This is a genomic window from Nocardioides sp. InS609-2, assembly GCF_023208195.1.
In the GTDB taxonomy this organism is placed as follows: domain Bacteria; phylum Actinomycetota; class Actinomycetes; order Propionibacteriales; family Nocardioidaceae; genus Nocardioides.
This window is the reverse complement of sequence record NZ_CP060034.1, coordinates 1,172,883-1,185,573: the sequence shown is the minus strand read 5'-3', so window position 1 is coordinate 1,185,573 and position 12,691 is coordinate 1,172,883. Positions and strand designations below refer to the sequence as shown.

Here is a 12,691-nt window from a genome sequence, read left to right as displayed (position 1 = left end):
CGACGGCGGATCGAGCTGGGTAGGGCCGGCGCGCATGGCGCGCAGGCGCTGGCAGACGTTCACGCGCACCGAGGGTGCTCACCACCTCGGCTGGCTGGTCGTCGTCACCCTGCTGCTGACCGCCGTGATCGTCAGCTTCCCGGAGTACGTGCCGTTGCTGGTCCTGGTCGTGCCTCTGGTGCTCTCAAGCATTCTGCTAGGCCCGCGGCAGCTGCCCTGGTTCGTGGTGTTCGTGCTGCTCTTCTTGGTGGTTGCGCTGACCAAGCAGCCCGACTTCAACGTCCGCGTGGTGATCGGCGTCATCGTCATCTTCGGGCTCGGACTGATCGTGCTCCTCGGCTCGTTCCGCCGCTCGCGGCTCGGTGTCGCCGGGCTGATGGGTGAGTCGATGTTCGTCGACCTGCGCGACCGCATCCTCAAACAGGGTCGCATCCCGACCCTGCCGTCCGACTGGTACGTCAGCAGCGAGCTCCGCTCGGCCGGCGGTACGGCGTTCGCCGGCGACTTCGTGGTGGCCTCCCGGTCCGCCTCGGGTGCCCGGCTCGAGATCGCCGTCGTCGACGTCTCCGGCAAGGGCGAGCAGGCGGGCACCCGGGCACTGCTCCTGTCCGGCGCCTTCGGCGGACTGATGGGCGCGCTGCCGTCGGAGGAGTTCCTGCCGGCGGCCAACACCTACCTGCTCCGCCAGGAATGGGACGAGGGCTTCGCGAGCGCGATCCACTTCTCGCTCGACCTGGTCAGCGGCGACTTCGTCGTCTGGTCGGCGGGCCACCCGCCAGCCGTACGCAGGTCTGCCGGCACGGGCAAGTGGTCGGTGCTGCCCAGCTCAGGCCCGCTGCTCGGCCTCATCGACGACGCGGAGTTCGAGCCCGTCACCGGGTCGATGAGCCGCGGCGACGCGATCATGCTCTACACCGACGGTCTGGTGGAGACGCGTGGCCGGGACATCTCCTCGGGCATCGACAAGATGATCGGGCAGGCCGAGCGGGTCCTGCGCGGAGACTTCCGCGACGGTGCCGCCCGGCTGATCGACACCCTGGGTTCGGCCGACGACGACCGGGCCCTGTTGCTGGTGCAACGGCGCTGAGCGCCGTCGCGGGCGCGCTCCTCGGTTGGGGTGCACACGGTTCTGTGTGGCACCATGACAGCGCACGATTCCCGCTCACGCACGAGCGGGCGGATGCGCGCGGATGTAGCTCAATGGTAGAGCTCCAGTCTTCCAAACTGATTACGCGGGTTCGATTCCCGTCATCCGCTCCAAGGCTGGTTCCGACGCACGTCGGACCCGCCTTGGCGGGGCGTAGCGTAGTGGCTAGCGCGCCTGCTTTGGGAGCAGGAGATCGCAGGTTCGAGTCCTGTCGCCCCGACAGCTTCAACGACTTTCATGCTCACCCATCGATAGGAGAACACCTGTGAAGAGCGCCGTCGAGACCTTGAGCCCGACTCGGGCCAAGCTGACCGTCGAGGTGCCCTTCGAGGAGCTCAAGCCGAGCCTCGACGCGGCGTACAGGAAGATCGCCTCGCAGATCAACGTCCCCGGCTTCCGCCGCGGAAAGGTGCCGCCGACCGTGATCGACCGCCAGGTCGGCCGTGGCGCGGTCCTCGACGAGGCGATCAACGAGGTGCTGCCGCAGAAGTACATGGAGGCCCTCAAGGAGAACTCCCTCGAGCCACTGGCCCAGCCGGAGATCGAGGTGACCAGGTTCGAGGACAACGAGACCCTCGAGTTCACCGCCGAGGTCGACGTGAAGCCCGAGTTCGACGTGCCTGCGTACGACGGCATCGCAGCCGAGGTCGAGGACATCGTGGTGACCGACGACGATGTCGAGGAGCAGGTCCAGGCGCTGCGTGAGCGCTTCGGCACCCTCGTCGACGTCGAGCGCGCCGCCGCTGAAGGCGACTTCGTGACGCTCGACCTCGCAGCAGCCGTCGACGGCGAGACCGTCGAGGGTGGCGAGGTCTCCGGCATGTCCTACAAGGTCGGCCGTGGGGGCATGCTCGAGGGCCTCGACGAGGCGCTCGTCGGCATGGCTGCCGCCGACTCCAAGACGTTCCCGTCGCAACTCGTCGGTGGCGACCTGGTGGGCCAGGACGTCGAGGTGACCGTGACGGTCACCGCCGTCCAGGAGCAGGAGTTGCCCGAGGTCGACGACGAGTTCGCCCAGCTGGCCTCCGAGTTCGACACCGCTGACGAGCTCACCGCCGACGTGCGTGAGCGGCTCGGGCGGGGCAAGCGCCTCGAGCAGGCCGCGGCCGCACGTGACGCCGTACTCGAGGCGCTCCTCGAGAAGACTGAGATCCCGCTGCCCGAGAGCCTGGTCACCGACGAGCTCAACTCGCGCCGCGAGAACGTCGAGCAGCAGATCGCCTACGCCGGCCTCACCATGGAGAAGTACCTCGAGGACGAGGGGCAGACCCAGGAGGAGTTCGAGGCTGACCTCGAGCGTCGGGTGCGCGACGCCGTCGCGGCCCAGTTCATCCTCGACGCCGTGGCGAAGAAGGAAGAACTCGGCGTCGAGCAGGAGGACCTCTCCTCGCACCTGGTGCGTCGTGCCCAGCAGTCCGGTCAGGACCCGCAGGAGTTCGCGAACCACATGTTCGAGCACAACCACATCCCAGAGCTCGTGCAGGAGATCCTGCGCGGCAAGGCGCTCGCGACAATCGTCGAGTCGGCGACGGTCAAGGACGCCTCGGGCAACGCGGTCGAGCTGAAGAACCTGCGTCCCGACGGCACCATCGGCGAGCCCGAGTCCGAGGCCGAGGTCGTCGAGGCAGCGCCGGCCGAGGAGCCGGCCGAGGCCTGATCCACGCACTTTCATCCACCGACCCGTCGCACCTCGGTGCGGCGGGTCGGTGTCATTTCTGGCCGGTCAGCTCACGGGTACGACGACATGTGTCAAGCATCCCATCGAGTTGAGTGAACAACTGTGCACCGTTGAACTACGATCGTGCCCATGCGTACCGAACCGGGCCTCGCCGACGCCCTCTCGCTCGCCTGCCAGGTTGTCGAGGAAGTGGTGCTCGACAGCGCCCGGGACACCCATCTGGCCGTCGTCGACCGGGTGCACGGGCTGCTCGGCCCGGCCACCGGGATGAGCGGCACCACGCACCGGGCGGTGGCCGGCGCGGTCTACTCCGGCGTCGGAGTCGCCCTCAAGGCCGCTGCCTGGGGCTTCGGCACGGCGGCCGAGCGGGGCGCTGGTCCGCTGATGGAGTCCGGCCCGAAGAGCCGGAGGGTGCGGGCGATCGCCGGCGGCCTCATCGGCGACCGCCTCGAGCGCGAGCGGCCCCGGCTGGCCATCCGGATGGCGGTGCGCGCCCACGATGCCGACGTACCCCTGGAGACCGACGCACTGACCGAGGCCTTCCCGGCGGCGGCTGGCCGGGTCGTGGTGTTCCTGCACGGCTGGTGCGAGAGCGACGAGCAGTGGCGCCGCCGCCGCGAGCTCCGCGGCACGACGTACGGCGAGGAGCTGGCGGGCGACGGCTGGACGCCGGTGCTCCTGCGTGCCAACTCCGGACTCTCCGTACGCCGCAACGGCGCCGAGCTGGCCGGGCTGCTCGAAGGACTCGTCGACGCCTGGCCGGTGCCTGTCGAGCGGATCGCACTGGTCGGCCACTCGATGGGCGGTCTCGTGATCCGTGCGGCCGGCGCCGTCCAGGGTGGTCACCGCTGGCCCGACCTCCTGACCGACGTGGTCACGCTCGGCACCCCTCACCTTGGGGCGCCGTTGGCCGGCGGCGTGCACCGGGGGAGCGGCCTGCTCGGCCGGGTGCCCGAGGTGGCTGCGTTCGGGCGCATCCTCGACCAGCGGGCCGAGAGCGTCGCCGACCTGATCTGCGGCCTCGACGAGGAGTGCGCGGCGCTGCCGGGTGTGCGCTACCGGCTCGTCTCGGCCACTCTCAAGGCGTCACCGAAACACCCGGTCAGCGGGTTCCTCGGTGACGTGCTGGTGCGCCAGCCGTCGGCGTACGGCCGCGACCGGCGGGGCCGCGACCTCTTCCCGGGTGCCGAGGTGCTGCACATCCACGGCGGCCACTTCGACCTGCTCAACCACGAGGCGATCAGTACGGCGCTGCGCCGCTGGCTCGCGTAGCTACATCTCCTCGTGCGACTCGGGGTCGCCGCCGAAGAGCCGTCCGGCGGGCCGGCCGAGCGCCGTGATCGCGGCCATCTCGTCGTCGGTGAGCTCGAAGCCGAAGACGTCGAGGTTCTCGAGCTGGCGCGACGGGGTCGCCGACTTCGGGATCGGTACGGCGCCCAGCTGGACCTGCCAGCGCAGGATCACCTGGCCCGGCTGCACCCCGTGCGCCTCGGCGGCAGCGGCCACCGGTGGCTCGGTGAACGGCGCCTGGCGCTTGCCCAGCGGGCTCCACGACTCGGTACGGATGCCGAGCTCGGCGTTGACCGCGCGCATCTCGACCTGGGGGAAGTAGGGGTGCAGCTCGATCTGGTTGACGGCCGGCGTCACGCCGGTCTCGTCGATGATCCGGCGCAGGTGGTCGCCGGTGAAGTTGGAGACCCCGATGCTGCGCACCAGCCCTTCCTTCTGGAGGTCGACCAGCGCGCGCCAGGCGTCGGCGTACCTGCCCCGGTCGGGGTTGGGCCAGTGGACGAGGTGCAGGTCGAGGTGGTCGAGGCCGAGCCGTTCGAGGGACCCGTGCGTGGAGCGGATGGCGTCGTCGTACCCGTGGTCGCGGCCGGGGATCTTGCTGCAGACCACCAGCTCCTCGCGGGGGACGCCCGCGCGGCGGATCGCCTCGCCGACCTCGGTCTCGTTGCCGTAGTTGACCGCGGTGTCGAGGAGCCGGTAGCCGACCCCGATCGCGGAGGCGATCGCGGTGATGCCTTCGTCGCCCTCGAGGGGATAGGTGCCGAAGCCGATCGCGGGCAGGGCCCGACCGTCGTTGAGGTCGTGGGTGGGGATCTCCATGACCGCCACGCTAGAGGAGCCGGGAGGTGCTCACGGCTCTCGTCTGACTCCGATGTGTCCGCCTTGTGCGCTCTCGGCGAACACCGGCTCACATCGCGTGGAAGTGTCCGGGCTTCCGGCTAGGGTCGGCGACGTGAACCAGAACTCCAGCGCTTCCGAGATGAACGGCGGCCAGTCGGCCTACGGCCTCGACGACCACATCTACCAGCGACTCCTGCGCGAGCGGATCGTGTTCCTCGGCTCCGAGGTGCGCGAGCAGAACGCCAACGCGATCTGCGCCCAGCTGCTGCTGCTCTCGGCCGAGGACCCCGACGCCGACATCTTCCTGCACATCAACTCACCCGGCGGCTCCGTCGATGCCGGCATGGCGATCTACGACACCATGAACTACATCCCCAACGACGTCGCGACAGTCGGCATGGGGCTGGCCGCGTCGATGGGCCAGTTCCTGCTCTGCGCCGGCACCAAGGGCAAGCGCTACGCCCTGCCGCACGCGCGGATCATGATGCACCAGCCGTCGTCCGGCATGGGTGGCTCCGCCTCCGACATCAAGATCCAGGCACAGCAGTCGCTGCACATCAAGAAGGTGCTGCTCGAGCTGATCTCCAAGCACACCGGCCAGGAGCTCGAGCAGGTCATCGCCGACGCCGACCGCGACCGGTGGTTCACCGCCGACCAGGCCCTCGAGTACGGCCTCGTCGACAAGGTGATCACCAGTGCCCGCGAGGCAGCCGACCAGGGCCGTCCGGCCCGCACCTCTGACGCTGACAAGGACTGACATGAACTACTACATCCCCCAGTGGGAGGAGCGGACGTCCTACGGCTTCCGCCGCATCGACCCCTACGCCAAGCTGTTCGAGGAGCGCATCATCTTCCTCGGCTCGCCGATCTCCGACGACGTGGCCAACGCCGTCATGGCCCAGCTGCTGTGCCTCGAGACGATGAACCCCGACCAGGACATCAGCATCTACATCAACAGCCCCGGCGGCTCGTTCACCGCGCTGACGGCGATCTACGACACGATGCGCTTCATCAAGCCCGACGTGCAGACCGTGTGCCTGGGCCAGGCTGCCTCGGCAGCGGCGATCCTGCTCGCCGCCGGCACGCCCGGTAAGCGGCTGGCGCTGCCCAACAGCCGGATCCTGATCCACCAGCCCTACACCGAGGGCACGTTCGGCCAGACCTCCGACATCGAGATCCAGGCCAACGAGATCCTGCGCATGCGCGAGCTGCTGGAGAAGATGATCTCCGACCACAGCGGCAAGGACATCGAGCAGGTCAGCCGCGACATCGAGCGCGACAAGATCCTGACGGCCGAGCAGGCCGTCGAGTACGGCCTGATCGACGCCGTCCTCGAACCGCGTTCCGGGGTCGCCTCGCTCACCTGAGCGAAGCGCCACCCATGGATTGGACGTGGCTTCGTGTCCGGCCCCGCTCCGGGGCCGGCACGGGGTACCGTCTAGGAGTTTGCAGCACGACTGCCGGGGTTGTCCCGGCCGGACCGGAGGAATGATCGCCCGTGGCTCGAATCGGTGATGGCGGCGACCTGCTGAAGTGCAATTTCTGTGGGAAGAGCCAGAAGCAGGTCAAGAAGCTCATCGCGGGCCCGAATGTCTACATCTGCGACGAGTGCATCGAGCTGTGCAACGAGATCATCGAGGAGGAGCTCGCCGAGGGCACCGAGCTCGGCCTCGACGAGCTCCCCAAGCCGCGCGAGATCTTCGAGTTCCTAAACGCCTACGTCATCGGCCAGGAGCACGCCAAGAAGACGCTCGCCGTGGCGGTCTACAACCACTACAAGCGAGTCCAGGCCGGGCTCACCCTGGCCAGCGGCAAGCACACCAAGGACGACGCGGTCGAGGTCTCCAAGTCCAACATCTTGGTGATCGGCCCCACCGGCTGTGGCAAGACCTACCTCGCGCAGACCCTGGCCCGGATGCTCAACGTGCCGTTCGCGATCGCCGACGCCACCGCGCTCACCGAGGCGGGCTACGTCGGTGAGGACGTCGAGAACATCCTGCTCAAGCTGATCCAGGCCGCTGACTACGACGTCAAGAAGGCCGAGACCGGCATCATCTACATCGACGAGATCGACAAGGTCGCGCGCAAGGCCGAGAACCCTTCCATCACCCGTGACGTCTCCGGTGAGGGTGTCCAGCAGGCGCTGCTGAAGATGCTCGAGGGCACCACCGCCTCGGTGCCGCCACAGGGCGGGCGCAAGCACCCGCACCAGGAGTTCATCCAGATCGACACCACCAACATCTTGTTCATCGTGGGCGGTGCGTTCGCCGGCCTCGAGCACATCGTCGAGCAGCGGGTCGGCAAGAAGTCGCTCGGCTTCACCGCCGAGGTGCGCGGCCAGGCAGAGCGTGAAGCAGAAGACATGATGGCGCTGGTCCGCCCCGAGGACCTCACCAAGTTCGGCCTGATCCCCGAGTTCATCGGGCGGCTGCCGCTGATCGCCAGTGTCAGCAAGCTCGACAACCAGGCGCTCGTGCAGATCCTCACCGAGCCCCGCAATGCCCTGGTCAAGCAGTACCAGCGCCTCTTCGACATGGACGGCGTCGAGCTCGAGTTCGACGAGGGCGCCATCGCCTCCATCGCCGACAAGGCGCTCGAGCGGGGCACCGGTGCCCGCGGCCTCCGCGCGATCATCGAGGAGGTCCTGCTGTCGGTGATGTACGACGTCCCGTCGCGCACCGACATCGCCAAGGTGATCGTCACCCGCGAGGTCGTCGAGGACGGCGTGTCCCCGACCATGGTGCCGCGCGAGTCCGAGGCCAAGAAGAAGAAGAGCGCCTAGAGTTCGCCCGCGGGCTCGGCGCCGGCCGTCGGAGGTCAAGTCCCCGACGCAACGCACTGGTCTCGACACGCTCCGTCGCGTCCTCGCGGGCTCGGTCGCGGTCGCTGCTCGACCACCATTGACTGCGCCCGTGAGGTGTCCGCCGAGCATGCGCAGGGTCGCCTGGAGCAACGAGCGCTGGCAGCTCACCCTCGACGCCGGCGTCAACCTGCCCGTCGGGCACAACCTCGGCCCCGCGAGCACTGCCACCTGCCACCGTCCACGATGAGCTCGCCGCCGAGATGGGCACCCTGATCGTGGCCGTGTCAGCTGCGGTCGAGGCGCTGCCGAGCGTCGGTCGCGTACAGCTCGCCAAGTACGGCGACGGCGGCGCGCACGTGCACCTGTTCTCTTCGGCCGCCCCGCGCGGATGCTGCAGTTCCGCGGCTCGCCGCTCCTCGACGGGGAGGAGAACCTGCCCGACGTACCCCTCGAGGTGCCCCGCGCCAACGCCGAGTTCGCCTCCACACAGCTGGTGGCTCGGCTCGGCGGTTCCGGCCCTGTCCGGTCGGCCAGTTCCGCATAGTCATATCGAGTCATTTCGTCTCTGGTCGCTGGAACGCGGCCGATCCACACCGGACACTGGTCTAGAAGTCTCTCGGGAGGAGAAGCCGAATGAGTGTCGAGCACAAGCGACCGCTGTATGCCTTCGCAGCCCTGGTGATCGTGTGCGGCCTGATCCTCGGCCATGCCATCCGTTCCGAGGCACTCGTCGGGGTGATGCGCTCCGTGGTGGCCGCGATGCACGCCTCCGACGCCCCACCCGCGCGCCCGGCGCCACAGGCCTCGGCCCCCGAGGCACCGGTGCCAGCCGCCACGGCGGCGCAGACCGACGTCCAGACACCGGTAGTCGTACCCGCTGTGGCGACTCCTGCGGTGCCGCGGCACCGATCGCGCGACCGGGACCGGGATCGGGTCCGCACGCCCCGACCCGCCGATCCGCCGACCGTTCCCGTCTCCCCGACCATTGAGCAGCCCACGCCCCTCGGCCGCGCCGACAAGCACGCCGAGAGGGTCGCCGAGCGGACTGCGAAGGACGCCGAGAAGGCCGCCGAACGCGCTGCGAAGAACGCCGAGAAGGCTGCCGAGCGTGCCGCGAAGGACGCCGAGAAGGCCGCCGCACGCGCTGCCAAGGACGCCGAGAAGGCGGCCAAGCACGCGAGTGTCACCACCTACGCGGCCCGCGTACCGGGTGTGTCAGTGGTCGATGCCGCCGCGGCCCGGGCCCTCGAGAAAGCGGCCAGGGACGCCGCGAAGACCGCCGCCAAGCTCGCCAGGCATCCCTAGCCGACCCGCCGCTGTCAGTCGGTGGGCGCCAGTTCGGCCGCCACCGCAAGCTCCGTGGCCTGCTCGTCGACGGTGAAGACCAGGTCCCCGACGATCTTGCCCGAACGGCGCAGGTCCGACTCCGCCTGCTCCGCAGCACGCACGAGGGCCTCGGGTCCGGAGATCTCGACACGCGACAGCTCGGCCCGCATCGACACCTTGGCCTGTGACTTCGCACCGCGGATGCCCGTCAGGGCCGTGGCGACGGCGTCGACCAGGCTGGCATCGGCGGCAGCAGCCGAGCCGAGGTCGGCAACGTTCGGCCAGGGCTGCGTGTGGATCGAGCCTTCCTGCCACCACGACCACACCTCTTCGGTGACGTAGGGCAGGAACGGCGCCAGCAGCCGGAGCTGGGTGTGCAGGGCGATCGCCAGGGTGGCCTTGGCAGAGGCCGTCGCGGGGTTCTCGTCGCCGTACGCGCGCTCCTTGACGAGCTCGAGGTAGTCGTCGCAGAACTCCCAGAAGAACTTCTCGGTGACCTCGAGGGCGGTCGTGTAGTCGTAGGCGTCGAACGCCTCGGTCGCCTTCGTCACGACCTCGGCGAGGCGGCCCAGCAGGGCGCAGTCGATGGGCTCGCTCACGGCGAACGCCTCGCGGGTGGTGGCGCCGACGTTGAGGACGTACTTGCTCGCGTTGAGCAGCTTCATGGCCAGCCGGCGGCCGACCTTCATCTGGGTCTCGTCGAACGGCGAGTCCATGCCCGGCCGGGCCAGCGCCGCGCGCCAGCGGACGGCGTCGGCGCCGAACTTGTCGAGGATCTCGGTGGGGACCACGACGTTGCCCTTGGACTTCGACATCTTCTTGCGGTCGGGGTCGAGGATGAAACCGGAGATGAGTGCGTGCGTCCACGGGGCGGCCTGGTGCTCGAGCTGCGAGCGCACCACCCTCGAGAACAACCAGGTGCGGATGATGTCGTGGGCCTGGGTGCACAGGTCCATCGGGAAGACCCGCCCGAACAGGTCATCGTCGGTCGTCCAGCCGCCGGCGATCTGCGGCGAGAGCGACGACGTCGCCCAGGTGTCCATCACGTCGGGGTCGCCGACGAAGCCGCCGGGCTTGCCGCGCTGGACCTGGTCGTAGCCGTCGGGAGCGTCGGTCGAGGGGTCGACCGGCAGCTGGTTCTCGCGCGGGAGCAACGGGTGCGCGTAGTCGGGCTCGCCCTGGTCGTCGAGGGGGTACCAGACCGGGAACGGCACCCCGAAGAAGCGCTGGCGAGAGATGAGCCAGTCGCCGTTGAGCCCACCCACCCAGTTGTCGAAGCGGTGCTTCATGTGGGTGGGCACCCAGGTGATCTCGGCGCCGCGGTCGAGCATCTCCTTGCGGACGTCGGCATCGCGGCCGCCGTTGGCGAGGTACCACTGGCGGGTCGACACGATCTCGAGGGGCTTGTCACCCTTTTCGTAGAAGTTGGCCATCCGCTGGGTGGGCGTGGGCTCACCGTCGAGGTCGCCCGACGTACGCAGCTTCTCGACCATGGCCTCGCGGGCGCTGAACGTCGTCTTGCCCGCCAGGTCGGCGTACTCGGTGGCCGCGGAGTCACCCGTCAGCCACTCCGGGGTGTCGCGGTGCAGGCGACCGTCGCGGCCGATGACCGTGCGCACGGGCAGCTGTAGCTCACGCCACCAGATGACGTCGGTCAGGTCACCGAACGTGCAGCACATGGCGATGCCGGCGCCCTTGTCGGGCTCGGCCGCGGTGTGGGCGACGACCGGGATCTCGACGCCGAAGATCGGCGACGTCACGGTGGTGCCGAACAGCGACTGGTAGCGCTCGTCGTCGGGGTGCGCGATCAGCGCGACGACGGCCGGGATCAGCTCGGGGCGGGTGGTCTCGATGTGCAGGGGCTCGCCGTCGGGGCGGTGGAACGCGACCCGGTGGTAGGCGCCGGGGTACTCGCGGGCCTCGAGCTCGGCCTGGGCAACGGCCGACTGGAACGTGACGTCCCACAGGGTCGGCGCCTCCTGCAGATAGGCCTCGCCGCGTGCGAAGTTGCGCAGGAACGCACGCTGGCTCACGGCCTGCGACTTCGGGCCGATCGTCGTGTAGTGCTCCGACCAGTCGACCGACAGGCCGACCGTGCGGAACAGCGACTCGAAGACCTGCTCGTCCTCGAGCACGAGCTGCTCGCACAGCTCGACGAAGTTGGGCCGACTGATCGGGATCTGCTTCTTGGCGTCCTTGCCCGAGGATGTGCTCTGGTCCGGCGGGGTGAAGTCGGCGTCGTACGGCAGGGTCGGGTCGCATCGCACGCCGTAGTAGTTCTGCACCCGTCGCTCGGTCGGCAGGCCGTTGTCGTCCCAGCCCATCGGGTAGAACACGCTCTTGCCGTTCATCCGCTGGTAGCGCGCGATGAGGTCGGGGTGGGTGTAGGAGAAGACGTGCCCGACGTGCAGGCTGCCGCTCACGGTGGGGGGCGGCGTGTCGATGGAGAAGACGTTCTCGCGCGGCTGGGTGCGGTCGAACTTGTAGGTGTCGTCGGCCTTCCACTGCGCCGACCACTTCTCCTCGAGTCCTTCGAGGGCCGGCTTGTCCGGTACGACGACGTCGCGCTCCGGCGGCGTCGTCGGGGACAGGTCGGGGTTCTGGGTCTGCGTCATGGCCGCAGTTTATGGCGACGGGAGCCGCGCCCCTAAACGAGTAATCGCTGGCCGCGCAGCGTGTCTCGCACTAGCGTCCCGCCATGGCGACGCTGACGTTCTTCGACGACCCCCGGGACTTCCTGGCCCGGGCCGACTGGCACCTGCGGCAGAACCCGGTCCTCAACACCGTCGTCGCGACGTACTCCGAGCGTCTCGTCGCCGAGATCGAGGATGGCGTCTACCCCGACGAGGTCGACTACGCCCGCTGGTGGGTCGTGGTCACCGATCATGCAGGTGAGGTGGTCGGAGCCGGGATGCGCACGGCGCCGTTCGCGCCGCATCCGCCGTTCCTGCTCGCGATGCCGGACGACGCGGCCGTCGAGCTGGCCCGGGTGCTGCACGAGCGGGGCGAGAAGTTGGCCGGCGTCAACGGGGCGCTGCCCGGCACCCGGCTGTGTGCCGAGGAGACGGCCCGGCTGACCGGCGGATCTGCGGACGTCGTCATCCACACGCGGCTGTTCGAGCTGGACGAGCTCGTGCCGCCGCGTCCCGCCGTCGGGTCGTTGCGGCTCGCGACGGCCGTCGACGCCGAGCTCGCCCTGCAGTGGTTCGAGGAGTTCATGATCGCCGCCGACGAACAGGCCGGCCGTGAGCCCGGCAGTGGGCACGATCAGGTCGAGACGATTGAGGGCATGCTGCGGCGAATCGAGCTCGGCCGGATCTGGTTCTGGGAGGACGAGGCGGGGGAGCGGGTGCACATGACCGGCGCCAACCCGCCGTCGTACGGCGCGGCGCGGGTGGGACCGGTCTTCACACCCGTCGAGCACCGAGGTCGCGGCTACGCCAGCGCCGCCGTGGCCGAGATCTCCCAGCTGATCCTCGACGACGGCAACACGCCGTGCCTGTTCACCGACCAGGCGAACCCCACGTCCAACGGGATCTACCAGGCGCTCGGCTACCGTCCGGTGGTGGACATGACGAACATGCTCATCCACTCCTGACGGCCGGAG

At 69.1% G+C, this 12,691-nt stretch carries 11 protein-coding genes and 2 tRNA genes; 11 read left to right on the top strand and 2 right to left on the bottom strand.

The window, feature by feature from the left end; genetic code table 11:
• Window positions 1–34: 34 nt before the first annotated feature.
• The 5 genes from H4Q84_RS06170 (at window position 35) to H4Q84_RS06150 (ending at window position 4,097) form a co-directional block, all read left to right on the top strand.
• Complete coding sequence (locus H4Q84_RS06170; RefSeq protein WP_248582522.1) at window positions 35–1,087, top strand: PP2C family protein-serine/threonine phosphatase; 1,053 nt, start codon at window positions 35–37, stop codon at window positions 1,085–1,087.
• A gap of 99 nt (window positions 1,088–1,186) precedes the next feature.
• Window positions 1,187–1,260: transfer RNA gene (locus tag H4Q84_RS06165), tRNA-Gly, on the top strand.
• A gap of 34 nt (window positions 1,261–1,294) precedes the next feature.
• A tRNA-Pro gene (locus tag H4Q84_RS06160) sits at window positions 1,295–1,367 on the top strand.
• Window positions 1,368–1,412: 45 nt separating this feature from the next.
• Window positions 1,413–2,804 carry a trigger factor gene (gene tig, locus H4Q84_RS06155; RefSeq protein ID WP_248582521.1) on the top strand — a complete coding sequence of 464 codons (1,392 nt, stop codon included), beginning with the start codon at window positions 1,413–1,415 and terminating at the stop codon, window positions 2,802–2,804.
• A 150-nt stretch (window positions 2,805–2,954) separates the two neighbouring features.
• Window positions 2,955–4,097: a GPI inositol-deacylase gene (locus H4Q84_RS06150; protein WP_248582520.1), complete on the top strand. Its 1,143-nt coding sequence runs from the start codon at window positions 2,955–2,957 to the stop codon at window positions 4,095–4,097.
• Here the strand turns inward: H4Q84_RS06150 and H4Q84_RS06145 are convergent, their stop codons facing one another.
• Window positions 4,098–4,934, bottom strand: coding sequence for an aldo/keto reductase (locus tag H4Q84_RS06145; protein ID WP_248582519.1), 837 nt, complete (start codon window positions 4,932–4,934; stop codon window positions 4,098–4,100). It abuts the gene before it with no gap.
• 160 nt (window positions 4,935–5,094) lie between these two features.
• On the opposite strand from H4Q84_RS06145, the gene H4Q84_RS06140 reads away from it, so the two are divergent.
• From H4Q84_RS06140 to H4Q84_RS06120, 5 genes are all read left to right on the top strand, one after another.
• The gene (locus H4Q84_RS06140; RefSeq protein ID WP_248583620.1) at window positions 5,095–5,712 is read left to right on the top strand and encodes an ATP-dependent Clp protease proteolytic subunit; all 618 of its coding nucleotides are present in this window, start codon (window positions 5,095–5,097) and stop codon (window positions 5,710–5,712) included.
• Between the two features lies 1 nt (window position 5,713).
• On the top strand, window positions 5,714–6,322 hold the full coding sequence (locus H4Q84_RS06135) for an ATP-dependent Clp protease proteolytic subunit (RefSeq protein ID WP_248582518.1): 609 nt from the start codon (window positions 5,714–5,716) through the stop codon (window positions 6,320–6,322).
• A 131-nt stretch (window positions 6,323–6,453) separates the two neighbouring features.
• Window positions 6,454–7,737, top strand: a complete 1,284-nt coding sequence (gene clpX / locus H4Q84_RS06130) for an ATP-dependent Clp protease ATP-binding subunit ClpX (protein ID WP_248582517.1) — start codon at window positions 6,454–6,456, stop codon at window positions 7,735–7,737.
• Window positions 7,738–8,146: 409 nt separating this feature from the next.
• Window positions 8,147–8,302 (top strand): hypothetical protein, encoded by a 156-nt coding sequence (locus H4Q84_RS06125; RefSeq protein ID WP_248582516.1) that lies wholly within the window; start codon window positions 8,147–8,149, stop codon window positions 8,300–8,302.
• Window positions 8,303–8,391: 89 nt separating this feature from the next.
• Entirely contained in the window at window positions 8,392–9,063 is a 672-nt protein-coding gene (locus H4Q84_RS06120; RefSeq protein ID WP_248582515.1) for a hypothetical protein, read from the top strand.
• A gap of 14 nt (window positions 9,064–9,077) precedes the next feature.
• Here the strand turns inward: H4Q84_RS06120 and valS are convergent, their stop codons facing one another.
• Window positions 9,078–11,699: a valine--tRNA ligase gene (valS, locus tag H4Q84_RS06115; protein ID WP_248582514.1), complete on the bottom strand. Its 2,622-nt coding sequence runs from the start codon at window positions 11,697–11,699 to the stop codon at window positions 9,078–9,080.
• Window positions 11,700–11,782: 83 nt separating this feature from the next.
• Between valS and H4Q84_RS06110 the strand changes: the two genes are divergently transcribed.
• Entirely contained in the window at window positions 11,783–12,682 is a 900-nt protein-coding gene (locus H4Q84_RS06110) for a GNAT family N-acetyltransferase (protein ID WP_248582513.1), read from the top strand.
• Window positions 12,683–12,691 lie beyond the last annotated feature (9 nt).